This is a genomic window from Acidovorax sp. GW101-11A03, assembly GCF_059424825.1.
In genome coordinates this window covers 31,385-52,036 of the sequence record NZ_JBWKZU010000008.1, presented here as the reverse complement: position 1 = coordinate 52,036, position 20,652 = coordinate 31,385, and the positions used below count along the sequence as shown (strand labels likewise).

At 67.8% G+C, this 20,652-nt stretch carries 21 protein-coding genes; 1 reads left to right on the top strand and 20 read right to left on the bottom strand.

All coding sequences use genetic code 11. The annotated features are described in order from the left end of the window. Positions 1-42: 42 nt before the first annotated feature. The 15 genes from AC07Z7_RS05725 to AC07Z7_RS05655 form a co-directional block, all read right to left on the bottom strand. On the bottom strand, positions 43-567 hold the full coding sequence (locus AC07Z7_RS05725) for a hypothetical protein (RefSeq protein WP_494765623.1): 525 nt from the start codon (positions 565-567) through the stop codon (positions 43-45). 182 nt (positions 568-749) lie between these two features. Continuing rightward, complete coding sequence (locus AC07Z7_RS05720) at positions 750-1,421, bottom strand: histidine phosphatase family protein (RefSeq protein WP_494765622.1); 672 nt, start codon at positions 1,419-1,421, stop codon at positions 750-752. Between the two features lie 108 nt (positions 1,422-1,529). Further along, a complete protein-coding gene (locus tag AC07Z7_RS05715; RefSeq protein WP_494765621.1) occupies positions 1,530-3,350 on the bottom strand; it encodes a hypothetical protein in 1,821 nt (606 codons plus the stop codon). A 76-nt stretch (positions 3,351-3,426) separates the two neighbouring features. Then, on the bottom strand, positions 3,427-4,413 hold the full coding sequence (locus AC07Z7_RS05710; RefSeq protein ID WP_494765620.1) for a threonine dehydratase: 987 nt from the start codon (positions 4,411-4,413) through the stop codon (positions 3,427-3,429). Then, the gene (locus AC07Z7_RS05705; RefSeq protein ID WP_094290292.1) at positions 4,410-5,051 is read right to left on the bottom strand and encodes a LysE family translocator; all 642 of its coding nucleotides are present in this window, start codon (positions 5,049-5,051) and stop codon (positions 4,410-4,412) included. Before AC07Z7_RS05705 ends, AC07Z7_RS05710 begins: the two co-directional genes overlap by 4 nt. Positions 5,052-5,056: 5 nt before the next feature. Next, positions 5,057-5,767, bottom strand: a complete 711-nt coding sequence (locus AC07Z7_RS05700; protein WP_494765619.1) for a VOC family protein — start codon at positions 5,765-5,767, stop codon at positions 5,057-5,059. After that, positions 5,764-6,639: a PhzF family phenazine biosynthesis protein gene (locus AC07Z7_RS05695; protein ID WP_494765618.1), complete on the bottom strand. Its 876-nt coding sequence runs from the start codon at positions 6,637-6,639 to the stop codon at positions 5,764-5,766. Before AC07Z7_RS05695 ends, AC07Z7_RS05700 begins: the two co-directional genes overlap by 4 nt. A gap of 169 nt (positions 6,640-6,808) precedes the next feature. Then, entirely contained in the window at positions 6,809-7,672 is an 864-nt protein-coding gene (locus AC07Z7_RS05690; RefSeq protein WP_094290439.1) for a PhzF family phenazine biosynthesis protein, read from the bottom strand. Between the two features lie 8 nt (positions 7,673-7,680). Continuing rightward, the gene (locus tag AC07Z7_RS05685) at positions 7,681-8,310 is read right to left on the bottom strand and encodes a glutathione S-transferase (protein WP_494765617.1); all 630 of its coding nucleotides are present in this window, start codon (positions 8,308-8,310) and stop codon (positions 7,681-7,683) included. 6 nt (positions 8,311-8,316) lie between these two features. Then, on the bottom strand, positions 8,317-9,522 hold the full coding sequence (locus AC07Z7_RS05680) for an aminotransferase-like domain-containing protein (protein ID WP_252658772.1): 1,206 nt from the start codon (positions 9,520-9,522) through the stop codon (positions 8,317-8,319). Beyond that, positions 9,519-9,842, bottom strand: a complete 324-nt coding sequence (locus AC07Z7_RS05675) for a cupin domain-containing protein (protein ID WP_494765616.1) — start codon at positions 9,840-9,842, stop codon at positions 9,519-9,521. The genes AC07Z7_RS05680 and AC07Z7_RS05675 overlap by 4 nt, the downstream gene beginning before the upstream one ends. Before the next feature lie 9 nt (positions 9,843-9,851). Further along, the gene (locus AC07Z7_RS05670) at positions 9,852-10,181 is read right to left on the bottom strand and encodes a DHCW motif cupin fold protein (RefSeq protein WP_494765615.1); all 330 of its coding nucleotides are present in this window, start codon (positions 10,179-10,181) and stop codon (positions 9,852-9,854) included. Positions 10,182-10,186: 5 nt separating this feature from the next. After that, complete coding sequence (locus AC07Z7_RS05665; RefSeq protein WP_494765614.1) at positions 10,187-10,657, bottom strand: RidA family protein; 471 nt, start codon at positions 10,655-10,657, stop codon at positions 10,187-10,189. Then, entirely contained in the window at positions 10,654-11,568 is a 915-nt protein-coding gene (locus AC07Z7_RS05660; protein ID WP_494765613.1) for a DMT family transporter, read from the bottom strand. Before AC07Z7_RS05660 ends, AC07Z7_RS05665 begins: the two co-directional genes overlap by 4 nt. Beyond that, positions 11,565-12,179, bottom strand: a complete 615-nt coding sequence (locus AC07Z7_RS05655; RefSeq protein ID WP_494765612.1) for a LysE family translocator — start codon at positions 12,177-12,179, stop codon at positions 11,565-11,567. The genes AC07Z7_RS05660 and AC07Z7_RS05655 overlap by 4 nt, the downstream gene beginning before the upstream one ends. Before the next feature lie 137 nt (positions 12,180-12,316). On the opposite strand from AC07Z7_RS05655, the gene AC07Z7_RS05650 reads away from it, so the two are divergent. Further along, positions 12,317-13,798: an aminotransferase-like domain-containing protein gene (locus AC07Z7_RS05650; RefSeq protein ID WP_494765611.1), complete on the top strand. Its 1,482-nt coding sequence runs from the start codon at positions 12,317-12,319 to the stop codon at positions 13,796-13,798. Positions 13,799-13,820: 22 nt separating this feature from the next. Here the strand turns inward: AC07Z7_RS05650 and AC07Z7_RS05645 are convergent, their stop codons facing one another. The 5 genes from AC07Z7_RS05645 to AC07Z7_RS05625 form a co-directional block, all read right to left on the bottom strand. After that, positions 13,821-15,065 carry an HDOD domain-containing protein gene (locus AC07Z7_RS05645; protein WP_494765610.1) on the bottom strand — a complete coding sequence of 415 codons (1,245 nt, stop codon included), beginning with the start codon at positions 15,063-15,065 and terminating at the stop codon, positions 13,821-13,823. Between the two features lie 70 nt (positions 15,066-15,135). After that, positions 15,136-16,389 (bottom strand): flagellar hook-associated protein FlgL, encoded by a 1,254-nt coding sequence (gene flgL / locus AC07Z7_RS05640; protein WP_094290281.1) that lies wholly within the window; start codon positions 16,387-16,389, stop codon positions 15,136-15,138. 27 nt (positions 16,390-16,416) lie between these two features. After that, positions 16,417-18,393, bottom strand: coding sequence for a flagellar hook-associated protein FlgK (flgK, locus tag AC07Z7_RS05635; RefSeq protein ID WP_494765609.1), 1,977 nt, complete (start codon positions 18,391-18,393; stop codon positions 16,417-16,419). A 16-nt stretch (positions 18,394-18,409) separates the two neighbouring features. Continuing rightward, entirely contained in the window at positions 18,410-19,336 is a 927-nt protein-coding gene (flgJ, locus tag AC07Z7_RS05630; protein ID WP_094290279.1) for a flagellar assembly peptidoglycan hydrolase FlgJ, read from the bottom strand. A 15-nt stretch (positions 19,337-19,351) separates the two neighbouring features. Continuing rightward, positions 19,352-20,494 carry a flagellar basal body P-ring protein FlgI gene (locus AC07Z7_RS05625; protein ID WP_494765608.1) on the bottom strand — a complete coding sequence of 381 codons (1,143 nt, stop codon included), beginning with the start codon at positions 20,492-20,494 and terminating at the stop codon, positions 19,352-19,354. Positions 20,495-20,652 lie beyond the last annotated feature (158 nt).

The window sequence follows — 20,652 nt, the reverse complement described above, 5'->3', positions numbered from 1 at the left end:
GGTGCCGGTGGCCACCGTCCTGTCAGTGGCGGTCAGCCGCTGTCAGTCGTAGTAGAAGCTCCACCGGACCCGGCGGATTGTCCCGGTAGGGACGTGCACCAGAAACTGCACGCAATTTTCCTTCTCGCAGTACGACAGCCCCTGGACCCCGTCCGGCCCCGGGCCCTCCATCGTGGGGGCGCCCAACACCTGGCGCACCCTGGATGCGGCCGTGCCCACGCGCAAATCGTGGGGCACGGGCCAAGATGCCTGGGTGACCTCCAGCCCCACCACCTGCCGGTTGCGCAGCGACATGGACAGGCCCGGGTACTCCACCGCCTGCAGGGTGATCTTGCCGCTGCCATCGGAGCGCTCCATTGTCTGGGGCCTGGATGCCTTGGCAACGCGCCCGGCCGGGCACTGCTGCGGGGCGGGGCGGGCGCCGACGCAGCCTGCCAGCACTGCGTCCATGCCTTTCCAGAGGAGGTTCTGCGCGGCCTTGGACGGAGGTTCATCCTGCGCGAGTGCTGGCGCTGGCATCCAGAGGACTGCCAGCAGGGCGAGAACGGGTGGGGTGGTGAAGCGCATGGGGTGGCAGCGAGCGGCTTAAAACACCCACCATAGCGCACGGTGGGGTCATGCCACCGCCGCCACGGCATCGGCGGCCGCGCGTTCGGGCGGTGGCTGCACAGTGAATGGTTGATTTGCTATAAAAATATAGCTATAAAGGCTTGTCCATAGAGCGGTAACGGCCAAAAAATCTCAAATTTTCAGGCGTGTGTCACCCAGTCCGCATGCTCCACCTCGTTCAGGTGCGGCAGCGTGTTGAACGTCTGCAGCATCAACCGCTTGGGCGAGATGGAGAACTCGGTCACCGCGCTGTTGCGAATGCGCATGTTCAGCGCGATCGTCACCTCGGGCGCGGTGCCCAGCACCTCGCCTACTGCCGTGGAGATGGGGCCGCCGCTGCTCACCAGCAACACGTTCTGGCCTGCGTGGTGGTGGCGCACATGGTCGAGCGCGCTGCGCACACCGGCGGAAAAATCGTTCCAGCTGGGCATGCCCTGGGGGCTGATGACACCGGCCATCCACTGCGCCAGCGCGTCGCACAGGATGCGGAAATGCGCGCGGTAGCGCTCGGGTGTGTCGGCGGGGCCCAGCGGCTGGGGGTGGATGGCGGCAATCAGCGCGTGGCTGTCGTACTCGTTGAGGCCGGGCAGGCGCAGCGCCTCGGGGGCCGCGCCCAGGCCGTCCACGATGCCGTCCAACGTCTGCACATGGCGCTGCAGCGTGCCGGTGATCACGGCGTCAAAGCGCTGGCCACGTTCGCGCCAGAACTGGCCCAGCCGCACCGCCTGCTGGTGGCCGACGGGGCTGAGCTGGTCGTAGTTTTCTGCGCCAAACGAGGCCTGGCCATGGCGCACGAGGTAGAGGGTTCCCATGCGCCGGATTGTGATCAACCCGGCGCAGCGCGCTTGTCGCTAGTGCGACCGGCGCTATCAATTTGAGAGTTGATGATGCAGCGTTGCAGCAGCGGGGCGGTGTTTGGCTCAGACCAGCGTTGTCAGCCAGAAGAACAGCCCGCGCAGCACCAGCAGCCCTACCAGCAACCACGCCAGCAGCGCAAACAGAGCGCCGAACCCGATCACGATGGCACGCCCCTGCCAGCCGCCGTTTTTCCACCAGTGGCCCAGCAGCCCGGCGCTCCAGGGGCTGTTGTGCATTTGCATCTGGGGCAAGCGGTGGATGAAGTCGCGGCGCAGCAGTGCTTCGTCAAACAGGGCTTCGCCGTTGAGGCGCAGTGGCACCACCCCCAGGCCGATCAGCAGCTGCTGGCGCGTGCAGGTGACCTGGTGCGCGGGAGCCTGGTAGCGCCTGTTGCCCACCCGGGCCTGCACCTGTTGGCCATCGGTGCCGATGCGGATGTTTTCCAGCGCCTTCAGCCTGCGCCACAGAACCAGGGGCAGGATCATCGGCACCAGGGCCAGCACTGCCAGGCCATACGGCAGCCACGCTGGGCAGGCGGCGCCCGGGGCGCAGTCGTGCTGGTAGAACATGGGCCATATCCAGTACAGCAGGGCGCTCATGACCAACAGCGCCAGGGCGCTGGTGGCCAGCAGCAGGCGCCGCCGCGTGCGGGTGCTGCCGGGCAGCGCTTTGACCATGGTCACCCGGCCGGGCGGGATGGGGAGTGCCGCGCCAGCGAAAGCGGCGGCCGCTGCATCCTTGGCGGCAGTGGAGTTGGTCGTGGGCGCAGGCGCAGGGGCCGTCTCGTCCTGCGGGCTGTCCTCGGGCTCGGCCCGCCATGCGGCGCCGCGCAGCTGCCGCAGTTCGCCCGCCTTCCAGGCCAGCCACAGGGCCACCAGCATCAGCACGGCCACGCTGCCCAGCAGCAGCGCGGGCATGCGCCGCGACCAGGTGGCCTGGTTGCGTGCCGCCGCCAGTTCAGCCTGGAAGGCCGCGTCACCAAAGGGCCCCAGCACGCGGCCATGCAGGTCCAGCCTGCGCACCAGGAAGTTGCTCATGTCGGTGAGCAGCATGTGCTGCTGGAACAGGGTGATGGCGTTGGGGTCCTGTTTGGCGGCGAGAGGAATCACGCGGTCGGGCTGGAGCTGCGGGCTCATCAACAACAGGTCGGCGTTTTGCATGTCCACACTGGCTACCAGCACCCACAGCTGCCCGCGCGGGTCCTGCGCCATGGCGAATGGGAACGCGCGCCCGGGTCGCAGGTCGGGGTGGGCGATGGGGTGCTGCTGCCGCACGGTCTTGCCGTCCGGGCCGGTGCGCAGCTGCACGATCTGGTGGCGGTTGGTGTTGGCCACCCACATCGCGTCGCCCACCTGCAAGGTCTGGTTGGGGAAGCGCATGCCCTGCGCCTCGGTGCGTGCCAGCGTGTAGCGCGCGGTGATGGGGTCGCGCCGGTACACGAGCACGCGGTGCTCCGAGGCATCGGAGACGGTGATTTCCGACTCGTCCGCATTCACCCGCACCCAGCGGTAGCCCCGGCGGGTGTCCAGCCCCTCCAGCTCTATCGGCAGGCACTGGCGCTGTTGCAGGTCGCAGCGGACCACGCGGCTTTCGTCGTGCACCCAGGCCACCTGCTCCTGCGTGAACTGCAGGCTGGTGGGGCTGTCGGAAATCTTCAGCGCGCCCAGGGGGATCTGCTGCAGCCGCCGGCCTGCGGCATCGAACTGGTGGAGGGTGCCATGGCTTTCGAGCCAGAGCGTCTCGCCCTGCACGGCGGGCAGGCGGGGCCCGAAAGGGCCGGGGGCGGACAGCCCCCGGTACACGAACGCGAGAATCAGCAGGCACTGCAACGCGATGACTGCGCGCAGGCCCCAGCGGTAGCCGGACGGTGCTTGGCTTGCCATGGACACTCCCTCAGTTTTTTGTGTTGTCACGGCCGCCGTGGTGGTGGCCGTGCGAGGGGCATTGTCCAGCAGACTGTCAGTGCATGGCGAGAGTGTTTGCAAACATGGGCGCATCGACGTTGCCACCCGTCAACGCCAGGCCCACGTTCTGGCCCTTCAGGGCATTGCGCTCCTGCAGCGCCGCCGCCAGGGCAGCTGCGCCCGCGCCTTCGGCCACGTTGTGCGTGTCGGTGAACAGGGCGCGCATGGCGTCGGCCACCTCGGCGTCGCTCACCTGCACGATGTGGTCGATGTGCGGGGCCATCACGGCCAGCGCCTCGGCGTCGGCCACGCGGCAGGCCATGCCGTCGGCGAGCTGGGTGGTGACGGGTGCTTCCACCACATGACCAGCGGCCAGTGAATCGGCATAGGTGGTGGCGTGGCGGCTGACCACGCCGACCACGCGCACGGGGTGCTGTAGCGCCAGTTTGGCCGCAATGGCCGAGCACGCGCCCGAGCCTTGGCCGATGGGCACGTACACCACGTCGAGCTGCGGCACGGCGCGCAAAAATTCCCACCAATACGTGCTCACGCCGCGCAGCAGGTCGGGGTGGAAGCTGGGCACCATGTGGGCGCCGCGCTGGGCCGCGAGCTGGATGGCGTGTTCGCGCGCTTCCTGGAAGTCGTCGCCGTGTTCGATGAGCGTGACGCCTAAAGCGCGCATGGCCGCGTTCTTCTCCAGCGAGTTGCCGCGCGGCACGACGATGGTGCAGGCCACGCCGTGGCGGCGCGCAGCCCAGCCCATGCTTTGGCCGTGGTTGCCGCGTGTGGCGCTGATCACTTCCATGGGCAGGGCACCGCGCTGGGCGAGCTGGTCGAAGTAGGTCAGGCCGCCGCGAATCTTGAATGCGCCCACGGGGGTGTGGTTCTCGTGCTTGAGCCAGCAGTCGGTGCCCAGGCGCTGGCTGAGCAGGCCCCAGCGGTACTGGGGCGTGGCGGCGAAGTCGCGGTACACCACCTCGGCAGCGGCTTCGATGTCGGCCAGGGTGGGCAGCAGGGCGGTGGGGTCGAGGCGGGTGTTCATGCGGCGGCTTTCTTTTCAGTCAACAGTTTGAGGGCGAGCAGACCCAGGACGGTGCCCATGAAGTAGCGCTGGGCGCGCATCCATGCGGCATTGCGGTTGAGGAGCAGCGCCACACGTGCGGCGCCCAGCACCAGCAGGGCGTTGACGGCGGCGCTGGTGCTGATCTGCACGGCGCCCAGCGTCAGGCTTTGTTGCAGCAGCTGGCCGCGCTCGGGGTGCAGGAACTGCGGGAAGAACGACAGGTAGAACATGGCCACCTTGGGGTTGAGCAGGTTGGTCATGAAGCCCATGAGGAACAGCGTGCGCGGGCTGTCGTGCGGCAGGTTGCGCGCTTCAAACGGCGCGGCGCCCCCGGGTTTGACGGCCTGCCAGGCCATCCACAGCAGGTAGGCGGCGCCGGCGTAGCGGATGGCGTCAAACGCGAGCGGAACGGCCGCCAGCAATGCGGTGAGGCCGAGGGCTGCCGCCAGCAGGTGCACGACAAAACCCAACACCACGCCTGAAAGCGAAATCAGTCCGGCGCGTGGTCCCTGGGTGAGGCTGCGCGAGACGCAGTACACCATGTTGGGCCCGGGGGTGAGCACCAGCACCAGAGCGGCGATGGCAAAGAGGGCCAGTTCTTGCGGTGAAAACAGCATGGTGCTTACTCCGGGGTGCGTGACGACAGGGCGACAGGGCCGCGGGGGGTGATGAGCTGTGCGGTGAGGTTGGGGGCGTCGCCCGCCGCAATGGCCACCTTGTCCGCTACGCCGATGGCCTCGCAGACCGTTAGCAACGTGGCGGCCTGGGGGTGCTGCAGCGCGAGCCGCTGCAGCTGCACGCCGCTGGCGGGCAGGCTGTCGCAGGGGTGCACGGGGCCCCACTGGATGAGGGTGGGCAGGCAGCCGTCCATCAGGCGCAGGCCGTCGCTGCGCACCGTGATCTGCCACTGCAGCAGGCCGTTCGGCGTGGGGCGGCTGGCGGTGATCACGGCGCCGCGCTCTACGTCCAGCGCCGCCAGGGCGGCGCAGCGCTCGGCCACATCGGGCACGCTGGCCACCCAGTGGATGAGCTGGGGCCCGTGCTGCGCCACTTGCTGCTGCAGGGCGGCATCATCCATGTCAAACCAGCGCCTTGCGCCTGCTGGTATTGCGGGGGTAGCTATTGAGTTAATAGCAATGATCTCCAGGTAGGCGCGGGGGTGCGCGGGACCGGAGATGTTGAAGATGCGGTTGTGCGTGCCCATCAGCGGGTGTTCGCCGCCTGCGGTGGGGGCCACGCCCAGCATGCGTTCGCACCAGGCCACGCCGCTGGCCAGGTCGGTCGCCAGCACCACCAGGTGGTCCACGCAGGGCGCGTGGGGGGCGCTGGTCACAGCAGCACCTCGCCCGCAATGCAGGTCACGCTGCTGCCGCCCACCCAGATGGTGTCGCCGTCCTGCTCCACAAACACGCGCCCCGCGCGGCCCAGGCGGGTGCCCTGGCTGGCCACGTACTGCGTGGGGGCCAGCCCGGCGCCGATGAGCCACTGGGCCAGCGCGGCGTTCAGGCTGCCGGTCACGGGGTCTTCGGCCAGGCCGTTGTTGCCGGGGAAAAAGGCGCGCACTTCAAACGCAATGCCGTCGGCATCGGTGCTGCCGATGACGCCCACCTTGCCACGCGGGCCCACCACGCCCACGTCCAGCTGGCCGAGGATGCTGGCGTCGGGTTGGAGCGCCAGCACCTGCTCGCTGCTCGCCAGCATCACGCCGCGCCAGTTGGGGCCGTTGTCGCACCAGGCGTGGTGCAGGATGTCGCTGCGTGCCACCCCCAGGCCCTTGGCGATCAGCACGACGTCCTCTTCCGCGAGGGGGCCGCTCTTGATCAGGGGCGGCGCGGCAAAGGCCAGGCGCTCGCCGTCCTGCCGCAGCGTGACCAGGCCCACGCCACATTCCTGCACGACCCTGCCCGCCACCTGGGGCTGGCCGTCGGCCTTCAGCCAGGCGTGGCAGCTGCCCAGTGTGGGGTGGCCTGCAAAGGGCAGCTCGCGCCCGGGGCAGAAGATGCGCACGCGGTAGTCGGCCCCGGCGGCGCGGCCTTCGGGTGTGGGGGGCAGCAGGAAGGTGGCTTCGGACAGGTTGGTCCAGTTGGTGAAGTCCTGCATGGCTTCGGTGCTGAGGCCGGAGCCGTCCAGCACCACGGCCAGGGGGTTGCCACGGTAGGGCGTGGCGGTGAACACATCGACTTGCTGGAAGGGGCGCTGGTGCATGGTGGTTAGGTCCTTGAGGTCAAAAATGGTGGCGAAGGTGGCGGCGGTTGGGCACGCCGGGGGCTCACCGGGGTATGGACCGGTGGGTAAATGGGTTGTTGTGGCACGGCGCTCTGGCGAGGCCGAGGGGGAAATCAGCCGCTGGGGCGCGGGGCAGGGCAGCGCAGGTTCATAGCAGCACCGTGCCTTCGATGCAGGTCACTGCGTGCCCGCCCACCCACAGCTGGTGGTCGTCGTCCTGGCGGATGTGCACGCGGCCCGCGCGGCCCAGGCATTCGCCCTGGGCCACCAGGTAGCTGCGGGGGGCCAGACCGTCGGCAATCAGCCATTCGGCCAAGCTGGCGTTGAGGGTGCCCGTCACCGGGTCTTCGGGGTTGCCCATGGGCGCGGCAAACGCGCGCACCACGGCCCCGGGCTGGCTGGTGTTGCTGGCCGTGGGGCTCACGTGGATCACGCCCACGTCCTGGCCCAGGTCCTTCAGGCGTGCGTGGTCGGGGTGCAGGCCCAGCACGGTGTCGGCGCTGTCGAGCAGCAGGCCCAGCCACACGGGGCCGTTGTCGAGCAACTGCGCGCCCAGAATCTGTTGCGGGCGCAGGCCCAGGGCGCTCGCGATCAGCGGCACCAGCGCAGGGCTGGGGGCGCTGCGCTTGAGCGGCGGCGCGGCAAAGGCCAGGGTGCCGTTGGCATGTGCAATGCGTACCAAGCCCAGTGCACATTCCTGTATCACCATGCCACCTTGGCGGGGGGCGTTGCCCGCCTGCAGCCAGGCATGGCAGGTGCCCAGGGTGGGGTGGCCCGCAAAAGGCAGCTCTCCATTGGGGCTGAAGATGCGCAGGCGGTAGTCGGCTCCGGCAGCGCGCCCTGCGTCGGTGGGCGGCATCAGAAAGGTGGTTTCCGACAGGTTGGTCCACGCCGCAAAGCGGCGCATGTCGCTGTCGCTCAGGCCATCGGCATCCAGCACCACGGCCACAGGGTTGCCGTAGCCGGGGCGGTCGCTGAAAACGTCGATCTGCTTGAAGGGGCGCTGGTGCATGGTGAGGCTCACGCAAGGGGCTGGTCCAACACGCCCCGGGCGCCGGGACGGGTGCTGACCGTGTTGTACCACCGCTCCAGGTGCGGCCTTGCCGGGCGCGCCTGGGGCAGACCCCACCAGCGGTGGATTTCGCAGCCCACCGGGATGTCGGCCATGGTGAAGCGCTCGCCCGCCATGAAGGGCTGGCGCGCCAGGTGCGCGTCCAGCATCGCCATCAGCGGCTCGGTCAGGGCGACCGATGCGGCGATGAGCGCCTCATTGCGCTGCGTGGCAGGCGTGCGGACCCACTGCAGGAACGCGTCGCGCCCGGCGGGGTTCAGCGTGGTCTGCTGCCAGTCCATCCACTGCTCGGCGGCAAAACGCGTGGGCAGGTCTTCGGGGTACAGGTTGCCCAGCGAATGCCGGGCGCACAGGTAACGCACGATGGCGTTGGACTCCCACAGCGTCACGCCCGTGTCCCCGTCCTCGATCAGCGGCACCAGGCCGTTCGGGTTGAGGCCCAGAAAGCGCGCCTCGCGCACGATGCCGTACTGGCCGCCCGCGTCGGTACGCTGCACAGAAGGCAGGCCCAGCTCCTGCACGGCCCACACGACCTTGCGCACGTTGATGGACGACAGCCGACCCCAGAGCCTCAGCATGGTGAATCAGCCCTTGCTCTCACGGATGGCTGCTGCCAGCGCGGCGATACCGGTGGCGATCTGCTCGACGGTGGAGGTCACGAATGACAGGCGCAGGGTGCGCGGGTCGGCGTTGTCGGCATAGAAGGCCGCGCCGGGCACAAAGGCCACGTTGCGCTCCACGGCCTTGGGCAGCAACTCGATGGCGCTCATGCCTTCGGGCAGGCGAACCCACAGGAACATGCCGCCGTCGGGGCGGTTCCATTCGACGCCCAGGCCCGCCATTTCCTTGGTCAACGCGGCCAGCATGGCTTCGCACTGCTGCTTGTACAGCGCGCGGATGGTGGGCACATGGCGGTCCAGGAAGTTGCCCTTCATCACCTCGGCCACCAGGCGCTGGTTGTAGCCGGGGGTGTGCAGGTCGGCCGCCTGCTTGGCCTGCAGCAGCTTGGGGTACACGGCCTTGGGGGCCACCACAAAGCCCAGGCGCAGGCCGGGGGCCAGCACCTTGGAGAACGAGCCCATGTAGATGCAGCCTTCGGGGTTGCGGGCCGTGAGCGGTGCGGGCGGCGGGTTGTCAAACCACAGGTCGCCGTAGGGGTTGTCTTCCACCAGCGGCAGGTTCAGCTCGGCAGCAGCCTTGACCAGCGCGGCGCGGCGGGCTTCGCTCATGGTGCGGCCCGTGGGGTTCTGGAAGTTGGGCAGCACGTACAGGAAGCGCGCCTTGTCGGCGCCCGTGCCCACCTTGGCGCGCAGGTCGTCGATGAGCACGCCTTCGTCGTCGCTGGCCACGGCCACCACGCTGGGTTCCATGGGGGTGAAGGCCTGCAGCGCGCCCAGGTAGGTGGGGGTTTCGACCAGCACGCGGCTGTTTTCGTCGATGAGCACCTTGGCAATCAGGTCCAGCGCCTGCTGCGAGCCGGTGGTGATCAGGATCTGGTCGGGGTTCACATCCCAGGGCAGGAAGTCGGCAATCGCCTGGCGCAGCGGGCCGTAGCCTTCGCTGGCGGCGTATTGCAGGGCGCCGGGGCCGTCCTGGGCCAGCACGGCGGCCGAAGCGGCGGCAAAGGCCGACACCGGGAAAGTCTTGGGCGAGGGCAGGCCCCCTGCCAGGCTGATGATGCCGGGCTTCTCCGTGACCTTCAGGATTTCGCGGATGACCGAGGGGTTCATGCGCTCGGCACGGCGTGCCAGGGTCCAGGTGCTGGTCTGTGGAAGGTCGTTCAGTTTCACTCTCGTTCTCCTCCGGATGGTCCCCAAAAGACCACCCACGTTACAAAATCGTCCGAAAAATGCTCAAAGCGGTGCACTTGCCCCGCAGGCACAAAAAACGCATCCCCCGCCTGAAAGCGGCGGCGTGTGTCGCCTTGCACAAACTCGCCCTGGCCGCACTGGATGAAATACAGCTCATCCTGCGCATGGGGCTGCTGCGGGTCGTGGCCGCGCGGCGCATACAGCTCGGTGCGCATGCTGCCATGCGCCATCAGCGCTGCAAAGCGTTCGCCGTCCGGGCCGGGCAGTTGCCGCATTCCTCGTTCCACAGAGGTGTGCATGGGGTTCCTTCAGTCCACCACAAACAGGGTGGCACCCTGTGGTGAGGTGGATCGATGGGGTTCCGCATTGTCCGCCACCTGGTAGCTCATGCCGGGCGTCAGGGTGAACTGGCGGCCATCCTGCAGCTCGGTGTGCAGCTCGCCACTCAGGCACAGCAGCACATGGCCTTTGACGCACCAGTGGTCTGACACGTAACCGGGCGTGTACTCGACCATGCGCACACGCACGTCACCAAATGTCTGGGTGCGCCAGAAAGCCTGGCCCGCTTCGGCGCTTTTTTCTTCGCGCGGAATGCTGGCCCAGTCGGTGGTGGCAAAGGGGATGTTCTGCAAATGCATGGTTTTCAGTCCTTGATCGACACCACGGCCTCGATCTCGACCGCGAAGCCGCGCGGCAAGGAGCCGACGCCGACGGCCGAGCGCGCATGCCGCCCCGTGTCGCCAAACACTTCCACCAACAGGTCGGAGCAGCCGTTGATGACCTCGGTGTGCTGCATGAAGTCGGGCACCGCGTTCACCATGCCCAGCACCTTGACCACGCGGCGCACGCGCGACAGGTCGCCCAGTGCTGCCTGCATGGTGGCAATCAGGTGCAGGCCCACGTCGCGCGCATGCTGGCGAGCCTCGTCGGCGCTGATCTCGCGGCCCACCTTGGGCACCACCGCCATGTCGTTGCGCAGGGGAGACCCCTTGCCCGACAGGTACAGGGTATTCCCGTCCAGCACATAGGCATCGAAGTTGCCGCGCGGGGCAACCACGGCGGGCAGTACCAGGCCCAGCTGTTGTAGTCGCTGCTCCGGGGTGGTGGCATTCATGCGGGGGCTCCTTGTTGAATGGGCATGCGCTTCCCAACGAACACCGTGGCAATCACGGCCACAGCAAACACCAGGGTGCCCGCATCCAGGTGTTCACCCAGCAGCGGCACGGCAAACAGCAGGCTCAAAAAAGGCTGGATGAGCTGGATCTGGCTGACCCGCACGGCCCCCAGCGCCAAGGCGCGGTACCACGCAAAAAAGCCGATCCACATCGAGAACAGGGCTACGTACAGGAAGCCGACCCAGCTCATCGCGCCAATGCGGGACGGCTCTGCCGGGGCAAACCACCAAGCCACGGGCAAAGTCAGCGGCAGGCTGCACACCAGCACCCAGCAGATGACCTGCTCAGCCCCCAGGCGGGGCGTGAGGCGGGCGCCGCCGATGTAGCCCAGGGCGCCCGTGGTCATGGCGATCAGCAGATAGATGTTGGCCGCGCCCAGGTACAGCCCTCCCGCGCGCCACACCATGAAACCCACCACCAGCCCGCTGCCCAGCACGGCGCAGGCCCAGAAGCCTGCCGAGGGCCGCTGCCGGTACCACAGCGCGCCAAGCAGGGCGGTGGACAGCGGCAGCAGGGCGGTGACCACGGCGCCGTGGGTGCTGGGCACATGGCGCAGTGCCAGCGCCAGGAACAGCGGGAAGCCCACGATCACGCCAAAGGCCGTGATGCCCAGCAGGGGCCATTCGGCGCGGGTGGGCAGGTTCAGACGCCCTTGCGCGCGCTGCCACCACAGGTAGCCGATGGACAGCAAGCCCGCCACGGCGGCGCGCCCGAAGGTGACGAACCAGGGGGACAGCTGGGGCGCGTCGGTGGAGCCCACCGCCAGCCGTGTCATGGGCAGGGTGGCGGCAAACAGCGTGACGCCGACCAGGCCCCAGAGCAGGGCTTCTTTTTCCTGTGAGCGGTTCATAGGGTGAGCATCCAATACGCAGTGAGCACCAGCACGAGCGCGAGCGCGCGGTTGAACCACAGCAGGCGTGCGCCTTGAGCCAGCCACTGGCGCAGCAGCGAGCCCACCAGCGCATAGACAAAGTTGCTGGTGAAGGCAAACACCATCATCACGCCGCAGATGATGGCCAGCCGCTCGCCCGGGTTGGCGGCGGGCTGTCCGGCGGCATTGACCACCCAGCCTGCGCTGAGCGTGAGCGCCAGCATCCAGGCCTTGATGTTCACGAACTGCAGGCCCACGCCCTGCCAGAAGGTCACGTTCAGGCGGTTGCTGTCCACTTCGGTCAGCTGCCCGGCGCGACTGAGCTTGAAAGCCAGCCAGAGCATGTAGGTCACGCCCAGCAATGTCACGGCCCAGCGCAGGGCGGGCACGCCGGTGATGAGGGCGCCCAGGCCCAGGCCGCTGCCCAGCATGAGCAGCGTCCAGCCCGCAGGGACGGCGAAGCAAAAGCGCAGCGCGCGCTTGAGGCCCAGGTTGGCGGCCAGCGCGGTCGACAGGGTGGTGTTGGGCCCCGGCGAAAAGCTCATGGCGGTGCAAAACAGCAGCAGGGCAGTGAGTTCGGCAGCGCTCATGGGGATTTGCAGGGGGTTCTTGTCGGTTGTGTGGGTTCAATGTAATCTTGCAAACCAGTACATCACCAGTACAGTCAGTCAGCGCAGTGTTGAAACTGTATTGGTTGCGAAGACAGTACACCGCCCAGGGCCTTGCCATGCTGATGAAATCTTCTACCCAGTCGCTCACAGAGCAGTTGTCGGCCAGGATCTCCGAGCGCATCCGCAACCGCCTGCTGGCGCCGGGAGCGCGCCTGCCGTCGGTGCGCCAGTGCGCGCAGCAAAACGGGGTGAGCCCGTCCACCGTGGTGGCGGCCTATGACCAGCTGCTGGCACAGGGGCTGGTGGAGGCGCGCAAGAACCGGGGCTTCTTCGTGCGCGAAAGTGGCCGCTCGGCCGCTGCTGCAGACGAAGAGGACGCCCCCCCCGTGGACCCCGGGCTGGAGAGCGCCGCCGCCAACTGGAGCACGGCCCACTGGTTCGCCGCGCGGGCCGCTGGGCGCAGAGGGGTGTCGCCCGTCAACGCCACGGCGCTGATCCGCGGCATGTTCCACAAGGTCAGCGACAAGCCCCAGCCCGGCATGGGCGTGTTTCCGCCGGACTGGCTGGAGTCCACGTTCATGCCCGCAGCCGTGCGCAAGGTGACCAGCTCGCGCAGCCTGCAGGATTTTTCACTGCAGTACGGCGAACCCCTGGGCGACGCAGGCCTGCGCCGCTTGCTGGCCAAGAAGCTGGCCACGCTCAATGTGCATACTGCGCCCGAGCACATCATCACCACCGTGGGCGCCACGCATGCGCTCGATATCGTGAGCCGCACCTTGCTGCGCCCGGGCGACCCGGTGATGGTGGAAGAGCCCGGCTGGGCCGTGGAGTTTGCGCGCCTGGCCGCCCTGGGCATGCACATCCTGCCCGTGCCGCGCCGCGCGGACGGGCCGGATCTGGAGGTGATGGCCCGGTATTGCGAGGTGCACAAGCCCAAGCTCTATGTGAGCGTGAGCGTGTTCCACAACCCCACGGGCTACTGCCTCACGCCGGGCAGCGCCCACCGCATCCTGCAACTGGCCAACCAGCACAACTTCCATGTGGTGGAAGACGACACCTACAGCCACATCGCGCCCGAGCATGCCACGCGCCTCACCGCGCTCGATGGCCTGCAGCGCACCATCTACGTGAGCGGCTTTGCCAAGATCCTCGCGCCCAACTGGCGCATTGGCTACCTGGCCGCGCCGCCCACGCTGGTGGAGCAGTTGCTGGACACCAAGCTGCTGGCCACGCTCACCACCCCCGCGCTGCTCGAAAAGGCCCTGGCCCTGTGCATCGAGCAGGGCCAGCTGCGCCGCCATTCCGAGCGCATCCGCACCCGGCTGGATGCGGCGCGCGCGCGCAGCGTCAAGCTGGCGCTGGCTGCGGGCTGCAGCTTCGCGGCCGAGCCCGTGGGCCTGTTTGGCTGGGTGGAGACGGGGGTGGACACCGATGCGCTGTCGCAGCGCATGCTGGACGAGGGCTACCTGCTCGCGCCCGGCGCCTTGTTCCATGCCGAGCGCAAGCCCAGCACGCTCATGCGCATCAACTTTGCGACCACGCAGGACGCAGCGTTCTGGCGCATCTTTGAGCGCGTGCGGGCTGAGCAGGAGCGGTGAGCAGGCGCGGCGACTAGGGGGCTCAGCGCCCGGCAGCAGGGCGTTCCACTTCCAGGTCGGCCAACACCCGCAGCAGCGCGCGGTTGACCTCCTCCAGGTCCATCTCATAGGTCTCGCAGAGCTGGCGGATCGCGCTGGCGTCGTCGGTTTCCAGCGCACAGGCCATCTGCAGGCCGCTGGTGTAAGGGCCGGTGCGCAGCACCGTGGCGTCGTAAATGCGCTCGGACAGCGGCAGGCGGCGCAGGATGGTGCCCAGGGGCTCGCCCAGCAGGTCATCGAGCTGCGAGAACAGGCCACACAGGTAGATCTCACGGCGCAAGTCGTTCTCGATGCCTGCGTCCAGCAGGTGGGCGGTGAGCTGCGCGCGGATCAGCATGGCGGCGCGCACGGGCAGCATGTTGGGGTCGGTGCTGGCGTGCGGCAACTGGTCGGACAGCCAGCGCTTGATGGAGCTGTAGCCCATCATCACCAGGCCCCGGCGCAGCGAGTCGATGCCGGTGCGCAGGCCCAGAGCGGCCGAGTTGGTATAGACCATGAAGCGGTAGGCGAGCAGCGGGTCTTCGCCCATGATGTCTTCGAAGGTCTCCAGCGACTGCTCCGCATCGATGGCCTTCATGAGCTTGAAGATCACGGCGTGCGAGGGCTGCTGTGGATGGTGGCGGAGGCTGTAAAGCACGTCTTCCGACGGCCAGCCCGCCAGGGCCATGGCGTTGCCCTGGTCCAGGCAATGTTCCATGAGCGCGCGGCTGGCCACGTTTTCGTACATCTGCCCGGCCAGCACGGGGCTGGTGGCTCGGGGCGCCGGGGTGGCCGGGGCGCCGGGGCGCGCGGGGGCTGTCTGCAGGGCCGCCACTGCGTCTTCGGGGCGCAGGGTCAGCAGGCTGTTGTCAAAACAGCGCGCAATCTCGGGTTCTGGGAGCTTGCTGGCATCGCCGCGCCACACCAGCTTGAGGCCGCGCTGGTGCGCGGCCTTGACGCGTGCATAGATGGCCGAGTCCGAAAGCCAGTCGCCACGCACCTCGATCCAGGGCGCGCCACGTGGTGCGTGTTCGAGCAGGTCGCACAGCAGCTGGCGCGTCTGGGCCGAGATCAGCAGGGGCGGGGAGCTGGCAGACCACAGCTCCTGCAGGGTGCGCAGCAGGTGACCGGCATCGACCACCGCTGTGGCCTCGTTGTGCGCATACAGCTGGACGCCCGCGAGCTTGCGGGCCCGGTTCCACAAAGGGCGGTAGCCCAGAATCAGGCTGCCAAGGACAGATTGGACCATGTGCTCTCAGGCGGTTGTCTCGTCGTTAGGGCCTGCCCCGCCTGGGCTGCGCGGCGTGGGAAGACCCGCTTCAACTGATGAAATTGAACAGCGACAACTTCTGAACCTGGGCATAGGACTTGAGTGCTGCCTCGTAGCCCACCTGCTGGTTCTGGAAGTCCGAAATGCCCTTGATCATATCGAGATCCTCGGCGCGCGAGCGGTCGCCTTCGAGCTGGATGGAGCGCTTTTCCTGGTCGCCCGTGATGCGGTCGGCACGGTTGAGCAGCTCACCGGCATAGCTGCGCATGTTGTGCACGCGCTCCAGCCCGATATCGATATTGGCCAGCGCCTGCCCAACAGCCTGGATGGCTGCGTTGTTGTTGGGGGCATTGCGGATGCCGTTGATCGCGCTGTCCAGCGTGCTGAACATGCTGGCGCTGGGTTGCAGGGTGATGGTGTCGCCGTTGGCGGGGTTGCCCTTGATGTCGAAGGTCAGCCCCGGAATGCCCGCGACGGAGATGGTCACCGGCTTGTCGCTGGGGTAGTCAGGCACCACCACAGGGGCGGACACGGCGCCGGTGGTGGTGTTGGTGATGGTGTAGGTGGCCGTGCTGGTGCCGGGCGTGGCGCCCGGGCCCACGGCGCTGAAGGCGATGCTGTAGTTGTCGCCCGTCACCAGGGCCAGGTTGGCCGGGGTGATGGCGGTGGTGGTGAGCTGGCGGCCTACCGGAATGGCGCTCACACCGGCGGTGTAGACGCCATCGCGGTTGGGGTCGAACATGAAGGCCGAATCGCCATCCAGCGCGCCGGGCACGGTCACGCCGGTGCTGGCAGTCTGGCCGGGCAGGCCCTGGAAGCTGTAGTCGGGCGAGCCACTGAGCGGGCCCAGGAAGGGGGCCAGCGCGCTGCCCAGTGCACTCAGCAACGGAATGCCATTGGTGTCCTTGCGGTTGGCCACCTCCAGCAGCTGCTCGCGCAGGCCCTGCAACTGGTTGGCTACCGTGACGCGGTCGTTGGGCGTCATGGCGGCGTCACCGGCGCTCACCACCAGCTCGCGGAATCTCTGGACCAGGTCCACCGCATCGCCCAGCGAGGATTCGCCCTGGACGATGGCGTTGCGCTGGGTCTCCAGCGCACGCTGCTCGGTCTGGATGCGCGCCAGGCGGTTGAGCGCCCGCTCGGCCTGCGCGGCCGACACGGGGTCGTCGCTGGCCCGCACCACCCGTTTGCCCGAGGTGAGGTTCTCCTGCAGGTTGGACAGGTTGGTCTGCCGCGCGCCCAGGTTGCGCAGGGCGTTGTCGTACATATTGGCAGTGCCAAGGCGGTAGATGCTGTTGCTCATGTCGAACTCCTAGCGCCTGAACGGCGGTCAGCGGCCCATGCCTTGCAGCAGCGAGTCAAAGATGTTCTGCGCAATCTGGATCATTTTGGATGATGCCTGGTAAGCCTGCTGGTATTGGATCAGGCGGGCGGCCTCTTCGTCCAGGTTCACGCCCGACACGGCCGTGCGGTCGCGCTCCAGGTTGGCGGCGATGGTGGTGGACATTTCGGCCGCAAACAGCGCACTCTGCGTGCGTGTGCCCACCTGGGCAATCGCGCTGGCATAACCGTCAGAGAGCGTGGACTCGTCGAACATCTTCACGTCGCGCAGGCTCATCAGCGCGCTGGCATTGCCCGCGTTGCGGGTGAAGGCGTCACCGTACTGGGGGTCCAGCGCATTGCCGATGACCACGGTGTCGCCCGTCTTGGGGCTGCCCTGCAGCTTGATCTCCCACCCGTTGATGGAAATCGGCGCGCCCGAGGTATAGGGCTGCGCGGCGGCCAGCACGGTTGGCGGTGCCGTGCCCCGGTCGAGCACGTCGTAGGTGGTGGGTGGGCCGGCGGTGAACTGCAGCTGCACGCCCCCCAGGATGGGCGGAAGGGCGGCGGGGTTGGCATTGGCGGGCAGCACCAGGCCGGGCGGGTTGGGCAAACCCGTGGCCTTGAGTCCTGCCAGCTGCATGGTGCCGCCGTTGGCGGTGCCCATGGCCGCGTTGATGGGGTTGGCCACGGCCAGGTCGCGCGGCGAATACACCAGCGCCTGGATATTGTTGGCCGCCGTGCTGAACGGCTTGAACAGCATGCGCTCGCCCGGGTTGCCGGGCGTGGTCAGGTTGAAGTTGAGCCCGTCGATCTGCAGCGTGGCCAGGTTGGCGGCGCTGGTGAACGGGGTGGCCTTGCCATCGGACAGGCGCACGACCTGGCCTGCCGTGCCGGTGGTGAAGCGGATCTCGTAGTCCGAGGCTGCAAACTGCGTGGGACCCGTGAACGAGACGGTGCCAACGCCCGCGCCATTGGTGTAGCCCGGCATGCTGGTGGGCAGCGCAAACAGGTCCTTGCCCGGCACGCCGTCGAGCGTCAGGCCCAGGTTCTGCTGGTCGTTCATGGTCATGCCAATGGCCATGGCCATGCGGCCGAGCAGGTTGCGCCCTTCGGTCAGGTCGTTGTTGTTGAAGCGCAGCAGGCCCGAGACCGAGCCGCCGCCGAGCACGTTCTCGTCCATCTCCACCGGAGGCGCGCCCGGGCGGTTGAAGAACAGCTTGATCTGGCCGCTGGCAGGGAACTGGGTGGCATCGTCGATGGACAGGCTGGAGGCTGTCGTGCCCAGCACCAGCGGCTGGCTGCCTGCCACGAACAGGCCCACCGTGCCATCGTCGGCGGGGATCTGCGTGGTCTGCACATACTGGTTGATCTCGCGGATGATCTGGTCGCGCTGGTCCAGCAGATCATTGGGGCTCTGGCCATTGCCGTTGGCGCGCGCGATCTGCTCGTTGATGTTCGCCATCTGCTTGGCCAGGCTGTTGATGGCCGTGACGCTGCTTTCCAGCTGCTCGGTGACGGTGTACTGCAGCTCGTTGAGGCGTTCCCCGGCCGTGCGCATGCGGGCGGCGGTTTCGTCCAGGCGGGTGAGCACCACCGTGCGTGCCGTGATGTCGGTGGGCGAGCTCACCACGTCCGAGAACGCGTTCATCATGTCGTTGATGGCCGCACCCAGCCCGGCCGTGCCGCCGCTGAAGACCTCCTGCAGTTGCCGCAGGCGCTCGGACCGCACGATGTCTGCGGCCTGGGTCGAACCTGCCGCGGCCGACTGGCGCGTGAGCAGCTCGCTCTGGTTGCGCAGGATGGTCTGCACATCCACACCCTGGCCGATGTAGCCGCCGCCCGTGAATTGGCCCTGCACGGTCTGCAGCACCACCGTCTGGCGCGAATAGCCGGGCGTGTTGACATTGGCAATGTTGTGGCCTGCCGTCTGCAGGGCCACCTGGTTGGCCAGCAGGGCGCGGGCGCCGACGTTGAGGAGACTCATGGCTTACCTCGCGTTCTCAGGCCTGCGCACGCTGGGTGCGCAGCACGCTGTTGATGGCGCCACTGAGCTTCTTGGCGTATTCGGGGTCGGTGGCGTAGCCCGCCTTTTGCAGCGCAGAGGCGTAGGCCATGGCCGAGCCGGACTGGGCGACGGATTCGGCCTGCTCGTAGCGCGGGCTTTCCTTGATGAGCTTTGCGTAGTCGCGGAACGAATCCTCGTACGAGTCGTAGGCGCGGAACTTCGCCGTCACTTTCTGGGCCTTGCCGTTGATGTACTCGGTGGTGGTGATCTCGGCCACCTTGCCCGTCCAGCCCTTGCCCGCCTTGATGCCGAACAGGTTGAACGAGTTGGATCCGTCCTTGTGCTTGATCTCGCTCTTGCCCCAGCCGGTTTCGTGGCCCGCCTGGCCCAGCATGAAGCTGGCGGGGATGCCGCTTTCCTGCGCCACCCGTTCGGCGGTGCCAGAGAGGTGCTGCACAAAGCCGTCGCGGCCCTTGGGGGCTTGCTGGGTGGCTTCGGGGAGCGCGCTGCCGCTGGCCGCTGGTGCCGTGGCGCGGGGCAGGGCGGACTGCAGGCTCAGGGTCGAGGGCACCGAGAACGTGGTGTCCGCACCGCCCATCTGGCGCGAGAGCTGGCGTGCAATGGCTTCAGACAGCCCGCCCTGCTGGCCCGCCATGTTCACCGACAGCTGCTGGTCAAGCAGGTCCTGGCCCAGGTTGGCCTGCTCGCCTTCCATGAGGCCGGATTTCATCGTGGCGTCACGCATGCTCTTGATCAGCTCGCGCATGAACAGCGATTCGAACTGCTTGGCCACCTCGCGCGTGGTCTGCGCGTTGTTGGCCGTGCCCGCGTCGTACTTGAGCGCATTGAGCGAGCGGATGTCCACCGCCAGCGCATTCGAGGTGCTGCTGGTGGTGCTGGATGAAGGCAGGGTGAGGGCCATGGTTGCGCCTCCGGGTCAGATCACTTCCAGTTCGGCGTTGAGCGCGCCGGCGGCCTTGATGGCCTGCAGGATGGCCAGCAGGTCGCCCGGCGTGGCCCCCAGCGCGTTGAGCGCCTTGACCACGTCGGCCAGCTGGGGCGAGGCCGGCACCTGGATGATGTTGCCCGGCTCCTGGTTGATGCGGATGTCGCTTTGCTGCGCCACCACCGTCTGCCCCTGCGAGAACGGCGCGGGCTGGCTGATGACGGGCGTGCTGCTGATGGTGATGGACAGGTTGCCGTGCGCAATGGCGCACGGCCCCAGCGTGACGGCCTGGTTCAGCACCACCGAGCCGGTGCGGGCATTGATGACCACCTTGGCCGCCGGGGTCATGGCGTCCAGCTGCAGCTCCTCCAGGTCGGCGATAAAGCCCACGCGGGCGCCGGGGTCGGTGGGGGCACGCACCTGCACGGTGCGGCCGTCCAGCGCGGTGGCCACGCCATTGCCCAGCTTGGTGTTGATGGCCTGCACCACGCGCCGCGCGGTCTGGAAGTCGGAGGCGTTCAGGCCCAGGCTGATGGTGTCGCCTTCGTTGAGCGGCGTGGGCACGGCGCGCTCGACCTGCGCGCCCTGCGGAACGCGGCCTGCGCTCAGGTGGTTGATCTGCACCTTGCTGCCGCCGGACGACGCGCCTGCGCCGCCCACCACCACATTGCCCTGGGCCAGCGCATAGATCTCGCCATCGGCGCCGCGCAGCGGGGTGACGATGAGCGTGCCGCCCTTGAGCGACTTGGCGTTGCCCATGGAGGACACGTTCACATCGATCAGTTGCCCGGGCTGGGCAAATGCGGGGAGCTGGGCGGTGACGATCACCGCCGCCACGTTCTTGAGTTGCAGCTGGTTCGCCGAGCCCGGCGGCAGGCTGATGCCCATCTGCTGCAGGTAGTTCGACATCGCCTGCGTGGTGTAGGGCATCTGCGTCGTCTGGTCGCCCGTGCCGTCCAGGCCCACGATCAGACCATAGCCCGTCAGCTGGTTGGAGCGCACACCCTGCACGGCCGCCACTTCCTTGATGCGCAGGGCCTGTGCGGGCCCGGCCAGGCAGGCGGCCCCCAGGGCCAGCAGCAGCCACAGCGCGCGCACCATGCGCTGCAGGGGGGAGTGGGACAAGGCTTTCATGGCACCGATTGTGGGCGGCCCCGCCAGAAACTAAAACCCGAAAAGCAGCCGGTTCACCAGCTTATTGCGTGAGTTTCGGGGCAGAGGGAAAGCGGCCGGCAGCCTGCAGCGCGCCGGACAGGCGTCAAGGCTGTTCTGCTGCGAAAAATATAAGCAAA

What these genes read in the sequence shown, in the direction of transcription:
- AC07Z7_RS05725 (WP_494765623.1), bottom strand. Translation starts at nt 567, where the DNA reads ATGCGCTTCACCACCCCACCCGTTCTCGCCCTGCTGGCAGTCCTCTGG.
- AC07Z7_RS05720 (WP_494765622.1), bottom strand. Translation starts at nt 1,421, where the DNA reads ATGGGAACCCTCTACCTCGTGCGCCATGGCCAGGCCTCGTTTGGCGCA.
- AC07Z7_RS05715 (WP_494765621.1), bottom strand. Translation starts at nt 3,350, where the DNA reads ATGGCAAGCCAAGCACCGTCCGGCTACCGCTGGGGCCTGCGCGCAGTC.
- AC07Z7_RS05710 (WP_494765620.1), bottom strand. Translation starts at nt 4,413, where the DNA reads ATGAACACCCGCCTCGACCCCACCGCCCTGCTGCCCACCCTGGCCGAC.
- AC07Z7_RS05705 (WP_094290292.1), bottom strand. Translation starts at nt 5,051, where the DNA reads ATGCTGTTTTCACCGCAAGAACTGGCCCTCTTTGCCATCGCCGCTCTG.
- AC07Z7_RS05695 (WP_494765618.1), bottom strand. Translation starts at nt 6,639, where the DNA reads ATGCACCAGCGCCCCTTCCAGCAAGTCGATGTGTTCACCGCCACGCCC.
- AC07Z7_RS05690 (WP_094290439.1), bottom strand. Translation starts at nt 7,672, where the DNA reads ATGCACCAGCGCCCCTTCAAGCAGATCGACGTTTTCAGCGACCGCCCC.
- AC07Z7_RS05685 (WP_494765617.1), bottom strand. Translation starts at nt 8,310, where the DNA reads ATGCTGAGGCTCTGGGGTCGGCTGTCGTCCATCAACGTGCGCAAGGTC.
- AC07Z7_RS05675 (WP_494765616.1), bottom strand. Translation starts at nt 9,842, where the DNA reads ATGCACACCTCTGTGGAACGAGGAATGCGGCAACTGCCCGGCCCGGAC.
- AC07Z7_RS05670 (WP_494765615.1), bottom strand. Translation starts at nt 10,181, where the DNA reads ATGCATTTGCAGAACATCCCCTTTGCCACCACCGACTGGGCCAGCATT.
- AC07Z7_RS05665 (WP_494765614.1), bottom strand. Translation starts at nt 10,657, where the DNA reads ATGAATGCCACCACCCCGGAGCAGCGACTACAACAGCTGGGCCTGGTA.
- AC07Z7_RS05660 (WP_494765613.1), bottom strand. Translation starts at nt 11,568, where the DNA reads ATGAACCGCTCACAGGAAAAAGAAGCCCTGCTCTGGGGCCTGGTCGGC.
- AC07Z7_RS05655 (WP_494765612.1), bottom strand. Translation starts at nt 12,179, where the DNA reads ATGAGCGCTGCCGAACTCACTGCCCTGCTGCTGTTTTGCACCGCCATG.
- AC07Z7_RS05650 (WP_494765611.1), top strand. Translation starts at nt 12,317, where the DNA reads ATGCTGATGAAATCTTCTACCCAGTCGCTCACAGAGCAGTTGTCGGCC.
- AC07Z7_RS05645 (WP_494765610.1), bottom strand. Translation starts at nt 15,065, where the DNA reads ATGGTCCAATCTGTCCTTGGCAGCCTGATTCTGGGCTACCGCCCTTTG.
- flgL (WP_094290281.1), bottom strand. Translation starts at nt 16,389, where the DNA reads ATGAGCAACAGCATCTACCGCCTTGGCACTGCCAATATGTACGACAAC.
- flgK (WP_494765609.1), bottom strand. Translation starts at nt 18,393, where the DNA reads ATGAGTCTCCTCAACGTCGGCGCCCGCGCCCTGCTGGCCAACCAGGTG.
- flgJ (WP_094290279.1), bottom strand. Translation starts at nt 19,336, where the DNA reads ATGGCCCTCACCCTGCCTTCATCCAGCACCACCAGCAGCACCTCGAAT.
- AC07Z7_RS05625 (WP_494765608.1), bottom strand. Translation starts at nt 20,494, where the DNA reads ATGAAAGCCTTGTCCCACTCCCCCCTGCAGCGCATGGTGCGCGCGCTG.